At 71.0% G+C, this 15,636-nt stretch carries 20 protein-coding genes; 6 read left to right on the forward strand and 14 right to left on the reverse strand.

Going from position 1 to position 15,636, the window contains the following annotated elements:
• Positions 1-2: 2 nt before the first annotated feature.
• The 14 genes from ACWD4B_RS01300 to ACWD4B_RS01365 form a co-directional block, all read right to left on the reverse strand.
• Positions 3-1,271, reverse strand: coding sequence for an MFS transporter (locus ACWD4B_RS01300; protein ID WP_451418795.1), 1,269 nt, complete (start codon positions 1,269-1,271; stop codon positions 3-5).
• Positions 1,268-1,849 (reverse strand): hypothetical protein, encoded by a 582-nt coding sequence (locus tag ACWD4B_RS01305; RefSeq protein WP_451418796.1) that lies wholly within the window; start codon positions 1,847-1,849, stop codon positions 1,268-1,270. The genes ACWD4B_RS01300 and ACWD4B_RS01305 overlap by 4 nt, the downstream gene beginning before the upstream one ends.
• Positions 1,846-2,745 carry a winged helix-turn-helix transcriptional regulator gene (locus ACWD4B_RS01310; protein ID WP_451418797.1) on the reverse strand — a complete coding sequence of 300 codons (900 nt, stop codon included), beginning with the start codon at positions 2,743-2,745 and terminating at the stop codon, positions 1,846-1,848. Before ACWD4B_RS01310 ends, ACWD4B_RS01305 begins: the two co-directional genes overlap by 4 nt.
• Positions 2,746-2,780: 35 nt before the next feature.
• Positions 2,781-3,191, reverse strand: coding sequence for a hypothetical protein (locus ACWD4B_RS01315; RefSeq protein ID WP_451418798.1), 411 nt, complete (start codon positions 3,189-3,191; stop codon positions 2,781-2,783).
• Positions 3,192-3,202: 11 nt separating this feature from the next.
• On the reverse strand, positions 3,203-3,649 hold the full coding sequence (locus ACWD4B_RS01320) for a hypothetical protein (protein ID WP_451418799.1): 447 nt from the start codon (positions 3,647-3,649) through the stop codon (positions 3,203-3,205).
• Positions 3,646-4,095 (reverse strand): hypothetical protein, encoded by a 450-nt coding sequence (locus ACWD4B_RS01325; protein ID WP_451418800.1) that lies wholly within the window; start codon positions 4,093-4,095, stop codon positions 3,646-3,648. The genes ACWD4B_RS01320 and ACWD4B_RS01325 overlap by 4 nt, the downstream gene beginning before the upstream one ends.
• A 98-nt stretch (positions 4,096-4,193) precedes the next feature.
• Positions 4,194-4,535, reverse strand: a complete 342-nt coding sequence (locus ACWD4B_RS01330; protein ID WP_451418801.1) for an SH3 domain-containing protein — start codon at positions 4,533-4,535, stop codon at positions 4,194-4,196.
• Between the two features lie 185 nt (positions 4,536-4,720).
• Complete coding sequence (locus ACWD4B_RS01335) at positions 4,721-5,446, reverse strand: hypothetical protein (protein WP_451418802.1); 726 nt, start codon at positions 5,444-5,446, stop codon at positions 4,721-4,723.
• A 13-nt stretch (positions 5,447-5,459) separates the two neighbouring features.
• On the reverse strand, positions 5,460-6,179 hold the full coding sequence (locus ACWD4B_RS01340; protein ID WP_451418803.1) for a hypothetical protein: 720 nt from the start codon (positions 6,177-6,179) through the stop codon (positions 5,460-5,462).
• 27 nt (positions 6,180-6,206) lie between these two features.
• The gene (locus ACWD4B_RS01345; protein WP_451418874.1) at positions 6,207-6,680 is read right to left on the reverse strand and encodes an N-acetyltransferase family protein; all 474 of its coding nucleotides are present in this window, start codon (positions 6,678-6,680) and stop codon (positions 6,207-6,209) included.
• Positions 6,674-7,285: a DUF3631 domain-containing protein gene (locus ACWD4B_RS01350; protein WP_451418804.1), complete on the reverse strand. Its 612-nt coding sequence runs from the start codon at positions 7,283-7,285 to the stop codon at positions 6,674-6,676. The genes ACWD4B_RS01345 and ACWD4B_RS01350 overlap by 7 nt, the downstream gene beginning before the upstream one ends.
• Entirely contained in the window at positions 7,282-7,761 is a 480-nt protein-coding gene (locus ACWD4B_RS01355) for a hypothetical protein (RefSeq protein ID WP_451418805.1), read from the reverse strand. The genes ACWD4B_RS01350 and ACWD4B_RS01355 overlap by 4 nt, the downstream gene beginning before the upstream one ends.
• A complete protein-coding gene (locus tag ACWD4B_RS01360; RefSeq protein WP_451418806.1) occupies positions 7,758-8,414 on the reverse strand; it encodes a DUF4913 domain-containing protein in 657 nt (218 codons plus the stop codon). Before ACWD4B_RS01360 ends, ACWD4B_RS01355 begins: the two co-directional genes overlap by 4 nt.
• 152 nt (positions 8,415-8,566) lie before the next feature.
• Positions 8,567-9,322: a DNA-methyltransferase gene (locus ACWD4B_RS01365; RefSeq protein ID WP_451418807.1), complete on the reverse strand. Its 756-nt coding sequence runs from the start codon at positions 9,320-9,322 to the stop codon at positions 8,567-8,569.
• 533 nt (positions 9,323-9,855) lie between these two features.
• Here ACWD4B_RS01365 and ACWD4B_RS01370 point away from each other — a divergent pair.
• The 6 genes from ACWD4B_RS01370 (at position 9,856) to ACWD4B_RS01395 (ending at position 15,624) form a co-directional block, all read left to right on the forward strand.
• On the forward strand, positions 9,856-11,001 hold the full coding sequence (locus ACWD4B_RS01370; RefSeq protein ID WP_451418808.1) for a C40 family peptidase: 1,146 nt from the start codon (positions 9,856-9,858) through the stop codon (positions 10,999-11,001).
• A 125-nt stretch (positions 11,002-11,126) separates the two neighbouring features.
• Entirely contained in the window at positions 11,127-11,441 is a 315-nt protein-coding gene (locus ACWD4B_RS01375; RefSeq protein ID WP_451418875.1) for a DUF6112 family protein, read from the forward strand.
• Positions 11,441-12,121, forward strand: a complete 681-nt coding sequence (locus ACWD4B_RS01380; protein WP_451418809.1) for a hypothetical protein — start codon at positions 11,441-11,443, stop codon at positions 12,119-12,121. Before ACWD4B_RS01375 ends, ACWD4B_RS01380 begins: the two co-directional genes overlap by 1 nt.
• A 35-nt stretch (positions 12,122-12,156) precedes the next feature.
• Positions 12,157-13,554 carry an SCO6881 family protein gene (locus tag ACWD4B_RS01385; RefSeq protein WP_451418810.1) on the forward strand — a complete coding sequence of 466 codons (1,398 nt, stop codon included), beginning with the start codon at positions 12,157-12,159 and terminating at the stop codon, positions 13,552-13,554.
• Positions 13,555-13,653: 99 nt separating this feature from the next.
• The gene (locus tag ACWD4B_RS01390; RefSeq protein ID WP_451418811.1) at positions 13,654-15,126 is read left to right on the forward strand and encodes an SCO6880 family protein; all 1,473 of its coding nucleotides are present in this window, start codon (positions 13,654-13,656) and stop codon (positions 15,124-15,126) included.
• A 39-nt stretch (positions 15,127-15,165) separates the two neighbouring features.
• Positions 15,166-15,624, forward strand: a complete 459-nt coding sequence (locus ACWD4B_RS01395; RefSeq protein ID WP_451418812.1) for a DUF6238 family protein — start codon at positions 15,166-15,168, stop codon at positions 15,622-15,624.
• Positions 15,625-15,636 lie beyond the last annotated feature (12 nt).

The following is a 15,636-nucleotide window of genomic DNA, read 5'->3' on the forward strand; positions in this document are numbered from 1 at the left end:
GCTCAGGGGCTGGGCTGCGGCTCGGGGCAGCGGGAGCCGGTGGAGCGCAGGTGCGGCACTGTTCGCAGGCGGGAGAAGGTCAGGGCGAGACCGAGGGCCTGCAGGAGGGCGCAGACGGTGATGACGCCGCTCAGCGCGCCGACCGGGGTAAGTGCGACCACAACGCCCGCGAGGGGGAACGGCAGGAGGAGGAGCAGGATGGACAGGCCGAGGGTGGCTCCGAAGACGTCCGGCGGGATGAGGGCGGAGCGCAGGGTTCGCAGCACGACGGTCATGCCGCCCTCGCCGGCCATGAGCAGGGCGATGAGGATCAGGTAGGTCGTGTAGGTGTGGGCGGCGGCGACCCCCAGGCACGCGCCTGCGGCGATCGTCGCCGAGAACGCACCCACGGGCCACAGTCCGTACCGGTCGATGGCGAAACGGCAGAAGGCGACGGCGATCAGGGAGGCAGCGGCGGCGACCGACCAGACCAGACCGACCGAGGCGCTGGAGTGCCCCAATTCCTTAACGACGATCACTGGCGCGGCGGCTTGGAGCAGGCCGATCGCCAGGTTCGACACGGTCAATCCGGTCACCAGCCAGGTCAGGGCCGGCAAGGCCCGCAGGGTCGTCCACCCGGTGCGGAGGCCCTGAAACATGGGGGCCAGTTCGGGGACGGGCTGGTGTTTGGGCTGTCGTGGCGCGAGAAGGGCGCCGAGGAGAGAGAAGCAGGCGATCGTGGCGAGCATCCCGGGCGCACCAGTCCACTGCAGCAGCAGGCCGGCGAGTGCGGGGCCAGCCAGGGTGGCGATCTGGTCGATGCCGAGCAGTACCGTCTGCACGCGGTGTGCGCGCTCGCCAGCCTCGCGGCTGGCAGTGGCGCCAGCGGTCTCCGCCGCGATGTAGCTGAATTCGGTGAGTACGCCGGTGCTGGCGGCGACCACCATGACGGTGAGCGTCGCGCCGAGTCCGGGGGCCTGTGCCGGGAGGACGAGGGCGGCGGCCAGCACCACCAGGGCTCGTGCCACCGATGCGTGCCGGAACACGCGGGTGGTGCCGTACCGGTCGACCATCGCTCCGGCGATGGCGAAGGCGGCCAGGCGCGGGATCCATTCCAGCGCGAACGCCAGCCCGGTCAGGGCGGCGGAGCCGGTGGTGGCCATCACCAGGAGGGGGATGCCGTACGTCGTCATGGCGAAGGCGCCGGCGTCGGCGGTGCGCGGCACGTAGATGCCGCGCACCACACCGAGGGCTGGGCGGCGGGCATGCCGCGGGCGGAAGCCGGGTCTCAACAGGCGCTCTCCACCGTGGCCGGGGCGGTGGTGGAACGTCGGGTGGTGGCCGCGAGGACGGACGGGTTCATGCGGATCCACCCGGAGACAGCGGCCCACGGGCGGTGCAGGCTGCTCGCCGTCTCGGTGTCGGGGAGCAGTCCGGCGTCCACGACCTGCTGCGCCCGGTGCAGGTGGACGGGCTCTTCGGTCACAACGCCGCGAGCCGACTCGTGGCGGAGAAGGGCCAGGGTGTGCTGGATGCGGGTAACGAAGTCGCTGGCCTGCGCGGGGAAGTGGTGGGCGCGGGCCCAGCGGGCGACGGTGTCGTAGACGTCGGCCAGGTCGGCGCCGCGGCCGGTGAGCAGGTAGCAGGGTTCGCTGTGGTGGCCGGCGCGGATGAGCTGGTGGGTGCGTCCGACGTCCAGCCCATGACGGATCTGGTGGCGCGCCAGGTCGGCGAAGGTGCGCCCGAGCATGCGGCGGTTGACAGGGCCGTTGTCGTCGATTTCGGTGATGAGCCGGATCAGGCCCGGGTGGGACAGCACGGTGACGGCGCGGCCCACCTGCGCGGTAGTGAGCGTCGGGGTGGTGATCACCGGCGGTGGCCTCCTGCCGGCGGGGTCGCGATCGGGCGGGCGGGTATCTGGTGCGAGAAGAGTTCGTTCGGCTGCCACTTGGTTACCGGCCGCTGCGTGGCCGGGAGCGCCGGGGCCGTAGGGGCGGCAGGGACCGGTGGTGCCGGCAGGCGCGCCTGGTGGGTGACCCAGGTTCCCGGCCGGGACTGCGACGGGGACGGTGTCTCCCCCCACACCGGGTGGCCGGCGGCATCCGACGGCGGACGGCCTGCCGCCCATGCCGAGAGCGCGCGGTAGACCGGGGCCAGGGCGCGGCCTTGGGCGGAGAGCTGAAAGGTCGATTCGTTGGTGACCTCGACGAGGCCGTCGTCGATGAGCTGGCGCAGCGGCGGGTAGACGGTGCTGAGGTTGTAGCCCGGCATCGCGTCGGCGGCCAGAGCCTTGGCGCTGGCGGCTTCGCGCGCCTTCAGCGTCCACAGGAGGGGGGTGGCGTGGCGGGGGGTGAGCAGGACGAGTGCGTCCTCGATGTTGTCGGCCGCCGGGATGCGCTCGGGTTCGAGTTCCCCGGTCCTCGGGTTGGGCACCAGGTTCTTCTCCAGGTGCGTGTTGCCCCAGGTGGCGATCGCGGTCAGAACGGGCATCAGCTCGGCGCCGCGCTCGGTGAGGCCGTAGGTGACGTGGCGGGGTGCGTATGCGGTGCGTTCGACCAGGCCGGCGTCGGTGAGCTTGCGGAGCCGGGGGTGGAGCTGTCCATCGGCGAGCCACGGCAGCTTCGGCTTGATCTCCGCGTAACGCAGCGGCTGGTCGGCGAGCGTCATCAGCACCCAGACGCTCCAGCGCGGGGCGAGCATCTCCAGCGTCTCGGTGACGCGCGAGAGGTCGGTGAGCGTGGTGCGGGGCAGACCGGTGGTGGCCAAAGGGGGAACTCCTGGAGAAAGGGGGTGCTGAGCGGTCAGCGGGTACGGGCGGCGGGTGCTGCGGGTGCCAGCGCTGTCGGCGGGGCCGCTGTCGGGACCTTGGTGTCCGGGGCGGGCAGGCGGCGCAGGCTTGCGAGGACCGCGCTCACGCTCTTGGCGTGGGCGTCGCGGACGGTGACGGATTCGGTGATGCGGCGTGCGCAGTCGAGGATGTGGCCGGCGTCGAAGCGGCCGATCTCGCGGTCGGGGTCGGCGAGTTGCCGCAGGCGTTCGAGCTGGAAGTCGATGTTCCGCTCGGCGAGGGCGAGGTCGGCATGGCTGCCGAGGAGGGCGGCCAGCATGCTGTCGTGGCCAGTGGCTTCTGCGTGGGCCTCAAGAGCGGCGAGCGGCTGCCCGTAGAGGGCTTCGATGCGTTCGGCGACGGTCTGGGACGTGGTGTGGGGCAATCAGCCCCCTTTCAGGGTCGTCGGGCCCGGACCGCCCCGGCGCGCGGGGGTACCGGGGCGGCCGGGGGAAGGGCGATGCTGATCTTCGGCTGGGCGAACTGCACGGGGCGTGGCGGGCCGGTGACCGCAGGGGGCATGGTGCGCAGCAGCTCGTTCAGGGCGACGCGGTATCCGTCGCGGGCGTCCAGCGCCGCTTCCATCCACTGGGCATCCATCCGCAGGTCGTCGGCCGACAGCTCACCCATGTCACGGCCGGGGTCGGTCGCTCGGTGGACACGGTCGCGAACCCGGGCGACCTGTTCCTCCGCGAGGGCCAGGAAGCTGCGCAGCTCCAGCGCGCGCCGCAACGCCGCCGACGCCTCCTCGGTCGTCGCTGTCGCGTACAACTCGCCGATGGCGGCGCCGAAGGTTTCTTCGAGCCGCCGGTCCTGGCTGCTGGGCTTGGTGGTCACGCTCATCGTGCCGCTCCCCGGACCGGGACGGCCGCGGTGGCCGGACGTGTCGGCGCAGTGGTCTGCAGGGCCGGTCTCCGGGCTGCGGCCGTGGTGACGCCGCGCCAGGTACCGGGCCCCTGCTTGCCCGGGGCGGCCGGGTCGAGGAGGAAGCGCACGACCATGGCGCGGCCGTCCCGGGCTGTGACGGCCGCGTTCAACCGGTGGGCGAGATCCATCGCCGGGTCGTCGAGCGGTACAGGATCTTGGACGAGAACGGCGACGAGGTCGTCTTCGGCGCGTTCCACCGCCGCCTGGGACTCCGCCAACAGGCCGTACCAGTGGATGACTTCTGTCGCCTGCTGGTTGGCGTTGGGGGCTGCCGCAACAACCTGGCCCAGCTCGGGCAGGTTCATCTGGAATCGGGCCTCGATCTGCTGGGTGATGATGCCCATCACGTCGTCGTCGGGCACAGCCAGCTCCTCACGGTGAGTTTTCCGGCAATGGAATGGGTCTGGTCTGCCTCAGTGGAATTCCCTCCCCGGCAGCCAATACGGCTACGGGCGGGGGCTTAGTCCAAACACATGTAGACGTCTCGGTAGACGTAGGTGCCGGACACCCAGCCCGTAACGCCCGTGGTCCGGTCGGTGATGTAGTGCCAGTTCCCGCTGCTCTTGTGGACGGTGAACTTGTGGCTCCGGTACAGGACGCCGACGGCGGTGGACTTCGTCGTCGCCTTGGAGCGAATGGTGACGGCGTTGGTGCCGATCACCCAGGGTCCGGCCCGGTGGCAGTCAACAGCCGCGGCAATCGGTGCGGCGGCGGGGGCTGCGCTGGCCGTGGTGGCGGCGACGAGCGGCATGGACAGTGCGCCGAGTACGGCGGCGCAGACAGTCATTCGGGAAGAGCGCATGAGGAATTGACTTCCAGCCAGATGAGGGAATACGGAGATGAACCCCGAGGCGATGCCGTGCGGGGTGAATACAAGGGTCCGGAGAATCCCCGGTTTCGCTAACCGGGGATTGCCTGCTATGTTTCCGGCCCACGCGGGGGATGACGCTTCCTACGGCAGCCGCCGTGTGAGCGCGGACCACATCGTCACCGGCCTCTGCCGCGCGGTGGTGCAGTCGGCGCAGGCCGCGCGGGCACCGTGGGCACGGGGCTGCGCACGGGCGGTGGAGCGATCGGCAGAGCGGCGGCGTCGCCGGCGAAGTGGTTCTCCCACCACTCGGTGGCGGTCTCAAAGGTGGCGAATCCCCCTTCGCGCAGCGTGTGCGTTCCCGCGTCCAAGTCCGCTTCCTCCAGCAGGACCCGGAAGGGCAGCGGTGACCGCTCGTCGAGGGCCCGCAGGAGCACCACCGTCTCCGGCCGGGCCGAGGTGTCGTCGGTGTAGCTGGTCAGCAGGGCGAAGTGATCGCCGTCGGTCATCAACCGCTCCTGCAGGGCACGGGTGGCCTCGTCGGCCGGCCGCGTGCCCATGCCGTCCGGGAGACGGATGGTCTCCTTCGGGCAGCCTCGGGCGATCAGCCAGGACTGGGCCATCGCCGGCAACGGCAGTTCGGCGTGCTCGAAGCGGAACGTACGTGCCTCGGGGTCGCGTTGCAGGTGCAGGGCGACGATCTGTGGCTCGCCCGGGATGCCCCAGGTGACGGCGCCGTTGTGGAGGACGTAGAAGCTGTTCCGGGCGTCGTCGGTGTGGTGTTCGGCCAGCACGGTGAGCATGTCCTGCTCGCCTTCGATGTGCTGCCAGAACTGCTCCTCGACCTGCGGGGTCTCGGCTTCGTAGCCGTCGAGGTGCAGGAAGTCGGGTTCGTCGTGCGGCATAAGAGCTTTCGGGTCAGTGGCGGCGGGCGGCGCCAGTGGTGCCGCGGGCGGCGGCGGTCGGCGGCCAGGCGCCGGTCCGGTGAGCGGGCGCGGCCGGCGGGTTGGCGTGGCGGGATCCGGACAGCGCGGTGCGGCCGGCATCGGTGAGGGTGACCGGTTGCCCGGCGTGCACGGGGTGGGAGGTGTCCCGCTGGACGAGGCCGGACTCTTCCAGGCGCTGGAAGCGGCTGTAGGCGACGCGGGTTCCGGTGGCGGTGACGACCGACAACCGCTGGGTGAGGAGGTGTTCGTGCAGCTTGGCGCCTTGGGCGATGGCCAGCAGAGCGGCGACGTCCGCTGGTGCCATCTCCCGTAGTTCCGCTGGGACTTGCGTACATGCAGCCGTCTCGATGGGCTCCAAGGCGGCCAGAACCGACCGTTCGTGTTCGTCGCGGGTGCCGGCGGAAGCCTCCAACTGGTCGACGGTGCGGTCGATGCGGGCGAAGAGTGCCTTGTCGACAGGGAATTCGCCGGAGGTCAGGCGGTTCAGCAGGACGCGGTAGAAGGTCACGGACGTCTCGGCCTGGGCGAGGTTGCGGTGGGCGTCGACCAGGCGGGCGCGAGGCGCATCGAGGAGACCGCGGTCGCGGTGCTCCCACAGCTGGTCGACGCTGAGGCCCGTGGCGGCCTCGATGCGGTGGTCAAGCGCCGTCCGTGCCTTGGTGGCAAGCGTCGGCGCGCGGGTGGTGGACATGAAGTGCAGATGTTCCTTGGAGTGGTGTCACGGTGCGGTGCTCAGCGCGACGCGGACGTCGATGCGGGTGCCGTCCCGTACGTGCCGGAAGGGGCCGAGGCGGCGCAGGAGGCGGAGCATCGGGGTGTTGGCCGCGTTGGTGTGCACCGGCAGGGTGTGAGCGCCGCGGATGCGAGCGTGATCGGCGACGTGCCGGGCCAGGGCGGTGCCGATGCCGCGGCGCTGGTGAGCGTCGACGACCTGGAGTGCGAGGTCGACGACGCCGGCTTCGTGGCTGAGCCACCCGGCGGAGGTCAGGGCGAGGGGGCAGCCGGAGCTGTCGAGGCTGATCCAGCAGGTGCTGTGCTCCAGCAGGCGTTCGACATGGCGGCGGGTGATGAGGGTGCGGCCCCAGCGGCGCAGGAGGTTCTCCGGGGAGCACTGCCGGTGCAGGGCGTCGATCAGGTGCCAGTCCGCCGCCCGCGCCGGACGCGTGAGGTGAACGGCGGGGTGGCTCAGCAGAGGCGGTCTCGCAGGGCGGCCCGGAGGGCGGTGCGTTGGTAGGACTTGCGGCGGCGCCCGTCCGGGAGGGTGATGTCGCGGGTGGAGACCTCGTAACGGGCCAGGAGCTTGGCCAGGCGCGCCTGGGTGAGCTCGGCGTAGTGCCAGCGGCCTTCGGCGACTCCGGGAAGGCGCCGCAGCTCGGCGACGAGGTCAGTGGAGGCCATGGCGTCGGGGTCGCCGAGGTCGGCGAAAACGTTCAGGCACGCGTGCACGATGCTGTCCGACGGCTCCGGCTGGGTCGGATCCGGTGCGTCGGTGCCGGCCGCATGAGCGCCGTCCGCCGTGGTGGCGGCGGAGCAGCAGGGCGAGGACAGCAGCTGGCGGAGTTCGTCGCCGGCGTCCACGCGGGCGAGGAGAAGGTGGGTGAACTCCACCAGGTCACCGAAGGGGCAGGCTCCGGTGGGGGTGTCGGTGTCGACGAAGTCGAGGATCTGCTGGTCGAGCTGCTGGATCTCGATGAAGGTGTCCAGCAGCCGTCGGTGGTGCGGGATTTCCTGGACCGGTTCGGCCTCCAACAGGCGGGTGACAAGGGATTCGAGGAGGATGGGGGACGTCGTCGTCAACGGACGGGGCCTTTCGACAGGGGCGGGACGATTGCGGGTTGAGGCAAGCCGGGCATTGCGTACGGCGGGCCCGGTTTCGGCTGCGGCCGATGAGTGCCCAACTGCGGGGAGCGGGCACGGGCGGCGTGGGTACGCGTGCTCATGGGGCGCCGGGTGATGCCCAGGCGGGCCCGGGCGGTGTCGTAAACGTCGTATCCGGCGCGCTGCCGCACAGCGACGACGTGGATCTCCGTGCGGTGGGCTGAGCCGGCGGGGGCGGGGCGCTGGGCGTAGACGATGCGCCAGGCGTTGCGCGAGTCGACATAGACCTTGCGGTAGCCCTCCAGGTCGCCGGCCAGTCTGCCGCCGAACAGCTCGGCGTTGACGACGTCCTGGAGCTGGGCGAGGGCGAGGTCGCGGATGTCGCTGGGGGCCTGGAGCAGGTCAGTCAGGGCGCGGGGGTCGAAGCTCAGGCCGAAGGCCGGCCGGCCGGTCATGAGCCGACCTCGGCCGCGCCGGTGTTGTCCTCCGGTTCCTCGGAGTCGGCGCGTGCCGAACGGAGAGAGGGCTTCGGGCCAGGCAGCAGGCGGTGGGCGGGCCGGTCGGGGTCGGTCGTGCACGCCGACAGCGGTCCCCCCGGCGCGCGGACGGTGGTCATGGCGTGGGTAAGGAAGTCGCGGTGCCACACGAAGGGGCCGGAGGGGCCGGCTTCAGGGTCCTTGTGCTGCTGGTAGGCCATCCACAGAGCGTGCAGCCAGGCCACGACGTCGTCGTGCTCCTGCCACTGCTGGCACCACGGAGAGGCGGTGGTCACCTCGGCGCCATACGTGGGCATCAGGAAGTCATCCACCCAGTCGGAGAGGGCGTCCAGCTCGTTGTCGTATTCCTCGCCCTCCAGCTCCAGGATCGGGCGCGGTTCCGGCGGAGCGGTGGGCAGCGGCGGTATGCCGGGCAGGCCCGGCATACCGAAGGCGGCGAACGGCGAGGGGGACGGGGCGGGCGCGGCGGCCAGGTGGTCGAGCTGCCGTGCCTGCTCGGCCGACTGCTCCATCAGCTTGCGGACGCTGGCCTCAATGCTTTCCAGGTTGGAGTCCGGAAGGCGGACGGGCTCCAATTCCCCCTCGTCGCGGGGGTCGACGGATTCAGGCACGAATAGGTCTCCTTGCAGCCGCAGCCGTGGGTTATGAGATGCGGCTACAACCATCCAGAAAATCCCCGGTTTCGCTAACCGGGGATTGCCTGCTATAAAGCCCGGCGCACAGCACAGAACACGGCCTCAGATGCCGTACGCCGGACAGCGGGTCAGGCGGAGAGCGTGACGTCGTCCTGCGTGAGGGTGTGGCGCAGGGTCTCGGTGAGCCGGTCGGCGGCTACCTCGGCGTAGTGCTGGGTCTTCTCCACGCCGATGAAGTCCCGCCCCTCCAGCAGGGCAGCAACGCCCGTCGAGCCGGAGCCGGCGCAGAAGTCCAAGACGGTGCCGCCCGGCGGAGCGATCTGCACCAGCTCACGCATCACCTCCACCGGCTTCTGCGTGATGTGTTGGCGGTTCTTCCCCGAGGGCTGCGAAGCGCTGTACAGGCCCGGCAGGTACACGGGATTGCGGGATGCGTCGATCTTGCCCTTGGCGCCCCAAACGATGTACTCGCAGTCCTGGCGGAACTTGCCCTTCTGCGGCCTGGCCTGGGGCTTGTGCCAGGTCAGGATGCCGAGCCACAGCCACCCGGCTGCCTGGAAGGCGTCGGTGGTGGCCGGCAGCTGACGCCAGTCGGTGAACAGCAGCGCTGTCCCGCCGGTCTTGGTGAGGCGGTGCGCCTCGGTCATGATCTGGGTGAGCCAGAGGGTGTAGGAGCGCTGGTCCATGTTCTCGCCCACGAAGTCCGGCAGTGCGTGCCGGGCATCGGCGGAGACGTACTTCTGGCGGGCCGAGCGACTCGTGCGCTCCTTCGCCGTCCGGCCGCCGGAGTTGTAGGGCGGGTCGGTGATGACGGAGTCGACACAGTTGTCCGGCAGGCCGGACAGAACGCTCAGCGCGTCGCCCTGGTGCAGAGAAAAAGGCAAAGGGGAAACCCCAATCCGGGTCAGGAGATGAGAGGGAGAGCCGCTCCGGCCCGCGCGTGATCCCGGTGGCTGAATGCGGGCAGGACAAAGGCCCGCAAGCCGAAGAGGCGGGGCGCGAGGGGGAGGGAGTCAAAACTGTAGGTCACGATCCCCGGTTGAGCCGTATCGCCCGGCAAAAACCCTGGAATCAAGCCTTGATCACCGACTATTTCGTCAACCGGGGATCGCCGCTTACTGTTTTGGAACCGCCCGGCGCACACCGCTGCTGGCTCCTTCCCTCTCCCATGCCTTTACGGAGGTTCGCCCTGTCCCGGTCCACCTGACCTGCCAGTCCGGCTCAAGGCACGAGCTGCCACTCGCGCCCCGCCCGCCGGCCCCGATTCACCCACCACCCTGGCCGCCGCACCCTTTCCACCTTCCGCACATGCGCGGCTAGGGCTCACTTCGAAGGACACCGCAGTGACCCACCCCTACCCTCCCCTGCCTGAAATCCGGCCACCGCGTCACGAGCGGCTGCCGGGAGGCGGAGCGGGTTGAAGGGCATAGCCGCCGTCCTCGGCGTCGTCTGCCTCTCCCCCCTCCTTCTCGCCGGCGCCGCGGCAACCGCCGCGGCCGGATCCGGCGGCGCTCACGCGAAGTTCGCGGACTGCACCACCGGCGCGGACATCAACACCGATGCCGTCGCCAAGCAGGTCGCCTCCATCCTCGGCGGCAAGAACTCCAGCAAGGACGTCCACGTCGAGGGCCTGGACCTGCCCGCCGAACAGATCCCGAACGCGAAGACGATCGTGGCCACCGGCATCTCCCTGAAGGTCCCCGAACGCGGACAGATCGTCGCGCTCGCCACCGCCATGCAGGAATCCCGGATCCGCAACCTCAACTACGGAGACCTCGACTCCCTCGGATTGTTCCAGCAGCGCCCCAGCGCGGGCTGGGGCACACCCGAGCAGATCCGCGACCCGGTCTACGCTTCAACCCGCTTCTACAAGGCCCTGCTTGAGGTGCACGGCTGGCAGCAGATGACCGTCACCCAGGCCGCCCAGGCCGTCCAGGCATCCGGCTTCCCCAACGCCTACGCACAGTGGGAACCACTCGCCCGCGCCCTGCAGCAGGCCATCGTCAAGACCCTGCCCGGCGGCGGCAAGGACACCACCACCAGCAAGGACACCAAGGACAAGGGCAAAGACACTCCCGCCCAGAACCCGGGCGGCTGCAAGCCCGGCGACGACGGATCAAGCTACGGGCCGATCCCGGAAGGCACCGTCCCCAAGGGCTACGCGATCCCCAAGGACGCCAACCCCAAGGCCCGCAAGGCCATCGAGTGGGCGATGCACCAGCTCGGGACGCTGTACCAGTGGGGCGGCGAGTGCACCGCCCCGCACGGCCCCGACCCGATGGGCCGGTGCGACTGCAGCTCGCTGATGCAGCAGGCGTACGCCCACGCCGGTATCCAGCTCACCCGCACCACCTACACCCAGGTCAACGAGGGAAAGCCCGTCTCCCCCAGGGAACTGCAGCCGGGTGACCTGCTGTTCACCCGCGGCACCGCCGCCGTCCCCGAACACGTCGGCATGTACATGGGTGCGGGTCTGGTGATCAACGCGCCGCGCACCACCAAGCCCGTCCGGATCGAGCCGATCAAGGACTGGGACATCCTCGCCGCTCGCCGGGTCGTCTGACCCACCCTCCGCCGGTGACCGGCGGTCTGACCGGCGCCCGGACGCCTCCCCGAACGCCGCCGTCCCCCTTCTTCTCCCCTCACACCGTGGGCTGCAACCTGCCCGCGTCTGCAAGGAGTTCCGCCATACCCATGTCTCTCGCAGACCGCGTCATCACCCTCGCCTACGACCCAGGCGTCACGCCCAAGGAGGGCGGCCTGCCCGGCCTGTCGGTGCTGAAGAACGTGGTCAGCTCGATCAACCTCTTCGGCATCGTGGCCGTGGTCGGCGCGCTGGCCGTCTCGCTCGGCGTGTGGGCCTGGGGCCACCACACCGGCGGCCACCAGGCCGAAGCCAACGGCAAGAAGGGCGCCGTCGTCGCAGCCGGCGCCGCCCTCGGCCTGGGCGCGGCCAACGGCATCGTCGCCTTCTTCTCCGCGCTGGGGTCGCAGGTCCACTGATGCCGCGCTTCCCCTCGTCCCTCTCCGGCTACGGCGCCACCTGGTCGACCAAGGGCCGCATCCTTGTCGGCGCGCTCGTGCTGACCGTCCTGCTCGCCGTCGCCGGCATCACCGCATGGGCCACCAGCAGCGGTGACCAGCACCACGATGACAGCACCTCGTCCGCCGCGAGCAGCCCCTCCTCGCCGGAGGCCCCACCGAAGCCCGCACCCGGGTCGGGCTCGGTGCCCAGGCCCCCGCACCTGGCCGACCCACTGGCCTACGCCAAAGCCGCCGCGGTGATGTTGTGGTCCTACGACACCCGCACCACCAGTCGCGACCAGCAACTGGCCGGCATGAACGCGTGGATGACCAAGGAGACCAAGTACACCGACTGGTCCTCCATCTCCGCCCAGGTCCCCGACCCGGTGCTGTGGTCGCGCATGGCCGACAACGCCCAGTACGCCACCACGACGGTCACCGACGTCCACTACCCGTCGGCATTCAAGCAGGCCCTGGCCGACAACCCCTCCGCGATCACCGAGGCGTACATCTACGCCATCACCGTCACCGGCAAGCAGCAGATCAGCTGGAAAAAGGGCGGCGGCGGGGCCGAGGACCGCTCGGTCACCCTCGCCGTGCAGTGCCGCCCCTCCCAGGACTGCTCCCTGGTCTCCATCGCCCCCAGCGTCGCCCCGTGACGAGCCACTGACCGAAGAAAGGAGGAAACCTTTCCGTGGACTTCTGTTCCATACCCGTCGCGGGCAAACTCTGCGCCGCGGCCGACGCCATCGACTTCGTGTCCGACCCGGGCAAGGCGATCACCGAAGGCATCGGCAACTGGATCGCCAAATCCACCGGCCAACTGGCCGCCGCCGCGGCCGACCTCGCCGCCGAGGCCGTCAACAAGACGACCAACGTGGACCTGGGCGCCGGCTGGTTCCGCAGCAACTACGAGCTGATCTTGCCGATCGGCCTCGTGCTGCTGGTCGCCACCTTCTGTGCCCAGCTCATCCGGGCCGCGGTCAAACGCGACGGCCAAGCCCTCGGCCAAGCCTTCACCGGCACGATGAGCGGCGTCTTGTTCGCCTTCTCCGCTATCGCCGCCACCACCGTGGCCATCGAAGTCGTCGACGCGCTGTCCGACGGGCTGTTCAAGGCCGCGGAATCCTCGCTCTCCGACGCGGTGCGGCGCATGGTCAAGGTCTCCCAGCTCGGCGCCCTCGGCCCGCTGGGCTGGCTGGTGTGCGCCTTTTGCGGCATCGGCGCCGCGATCGGCGCCTTCCTGTACTGGTGCGTGATGATGGTCCGCAAGGTCGGCATCCTCGTCATGGTCACCCTCGCCGTGTTCGCCGGAGCAGGCGGCGGCTGGGAAGTCGCCCGCCGCTGGCGGCGGGGCTGGATCGAAGCCACCGCCACGCTCGTGTGCAGCAAGCTGCTGATGACCGTGGTCTTCCTCCTGGGGATCTCCGCCATGGGCAAGTCCGACCCCAAGGACGGCCTCGGCGCGCTCGCCGACGTCATGTCCGGCATCGTCATCATGGTCCTGGTCCTGCTCTGCCCCTACGCCACCTTCAAGTTCGTCCACTGGGCAGCGGAAGGGAGCGGCGGCGAGGAGATCCACCGGGCCGGCGGCGCTGGTGCCCAGATCGCCAAGCAGCACGCCGAACGCGCCGCCCGCAAGGGCGCCCAGGCCGCCGCAGCAGCCGGAACCGGCGGCGCCGCCGCTGGAGCAGGTGCCGCCGGCGGCGCAGCTCCCCAGGGCCCCGATGCCATCCCCGGCGGCTTCCCAGGCGACATCGCCCCCACCAGCAGCGGTGGGCAGAGCGGCAGCCAGGGCGGAAACGGCGGCTCCTCCGGCGGCGGAGCCAAGAGCGGCCTGGAGAAGGCCGTCCAGCCCCCGCCGACCCGACCGACCGATGACACCAGCGGCCAGTTCGGCGGCGGTCCCGGCGGCCAGGGCGGAGGCGGCAACGGCGGACCGGGATCCGCAGCATCCGGACAGGGCGGCGGATGGATGTCCGCCCCGCCGACCGGTGCGACGCCCCCGCCGCAAGGCGCCCCGCCCGCGCCGACCACGGGTAACGCGGCGAACGGACCCGCCACCCCGACGCCGCCGCCCACCGGCATCTGATCCCCCGCCCCTCTCATCGCCGGGGGCGGGACGCCCCAGCCACCGCACGGTTGCGTCCCGCCCCCGGCCCCGCCCGCCGCACTCTTCCCGGAACAGCCCATGTCTGACCTCACCGTCACCCCCCTCACGGTCAAATTCCCCCACCGATCCCGGCGCGGCATCCTGCTCGGCCTCTCCCTGCCCCAGCTCGTCCTCGTCTCCTCAACCCTGGCCCTGCTCCTGGTCACCGTGGTGAGCACCGGGCTGGTCGGCGCGATCGTCCTGGCCCCGCTGTGGGCGGCGAGCGCGGCCCTGGTCGCGATCCGCCGGCACGGCCGCTCCCTGATCGACTGGGCCCCGATCGTCACGCGCTACGCCCACCGGCGGCGTACCGGCCAGACGCTGTGGCTGGCCCGTCCGGTCTCCCGCCCTCGCCAGGACGGCCTGCTGCACCTGCCCGGCACCACCGCCTCGCTGCGGGTGGTCACCCCCGGCGACTCGGCGAACGGCGCCGCCGCGGTGCATGACCCGCACCACCAGACCCTGACCGCCGTCGCCCGCGTCTCCTCCCGGGCCTTCGCTCTGCTGGACCCCGCCACCCAGAACCACAACGTCGCGTCCTGGGGTCGCGCCCTCGCGGGCATCGCCCGCACCGGCCACGTCGCCACCGTGCAGGTCCTGGAACGCACCGTCCCTGACTCCGGCGACACCCTCGCCCGGCACTGGGCCCAGCAGGGCCGCCCCGAGACCCCGGTGGCCGGGCAGGTCTACTCCGAGCTCGTCGCCTCCGCAGGTCCGGCCGCCGCCCCGCACGAGGCGTACCTGGCGATCTCCTTGGACATGAAGGCCGCCAAGCGGCTCATCAGCCAGGCCGGCGGTGGGCTTCCCGGGGCTTTCACGGTGATGGAGCAGACCACCGCCTCCGTCGCGCAGGCCGCCCGGAGCGCCGGGCTGATGGTGACCGGCTGGCTCACCGCGCGGGAGATCGCCGCCGTCGTCCGCACCGCCTACGACCCCAAGTCCCTCTCCGGTCTGCAGCAGTGGTCGGAATCCGGGCGGGCCGAAGCCGACCCGGCCGCCGCCGGTCCCGTGGTCCAGGTCGAGGAGTACGACCGGGTGATCACCGACTCCGCCCGCCACGCCACCTACTGGATCGAGGACTGGCCCCGTACCGAAACCTCGCCGGGCTTTTTGCACGGGCTGATGTTCACCGCCGGCGTCCGCCGCAGCCTCTCCCTTATATACGTCCCCCAGGGTCTGGAGTCGGCGTTGCGGGATGTGCAGCGGAAGAAGGCGGCCATCATCGCCGACGCCAACGAGCGTGCCCGCCGCGGCCAGGTCGACAACGAGGCCGACTCCATCGAGTACGCCGACGTCAAGGTCCGCGAACGCCAGCTCATCGCCGGCCACGCCGACGTCGCCCTCACCGGCCTGCTCACCGTCTCCGCCGAGACCGACGCCCTCTTGGACGCTGCCTGCGCGCAGATCGAAACCGCCGCCGTCACCGCCCAAGTCGACCTGCGTCGACTCAACTTCCAGCAGCCCGATGCCCTCACCCTCGGCGCCCTGCCCCTGGCCCGCACCGCGCTGTAACCCACACCTGCCTTGCCCGGCAGGAAGGATCCTGCTCTCTTGACACCCCTCTCCTCCCCCGATGCGCACCCTTACCTACGGGCCGCCACGGCCGGTATCCGCCACCACGGCCGCTTGCTCAGCGCGACGGCACCGGGCTCGGCCGACCGCGTCCAGCTCGACGTGCTGCACGCGCACCTCACCGCGCTGCACCAGCTGCTCGACTACCTCGCCGAGACCACCCGGCCCCCGCACCCGGCCGCAGGACGGCACCTCGCCACGGCCCATGCCCGGCTGTGGCAGGCCACCGCCGCCGTGCATGACGCCTTCCACCTGCTACCACCGGCGCCCAACGGCACCGCTGATGCCGAGTGCCAGCCCGAGCGGCTGCCGGAAGGACCGCCGGTGCTGACGATCTGCCAGCGCCACCTCGCCGCCGGCCACGCCATCCGCCGCAAGACCACACCCACCGACCTCAACACCCCGCTCCCCGGCCACACCACCAGCTGCGCCTCGTGAGCTTCCGCGGAA

It is taken from the genome of Streptomyces sp. NPDC002536, from assembly GCF_053594995.1.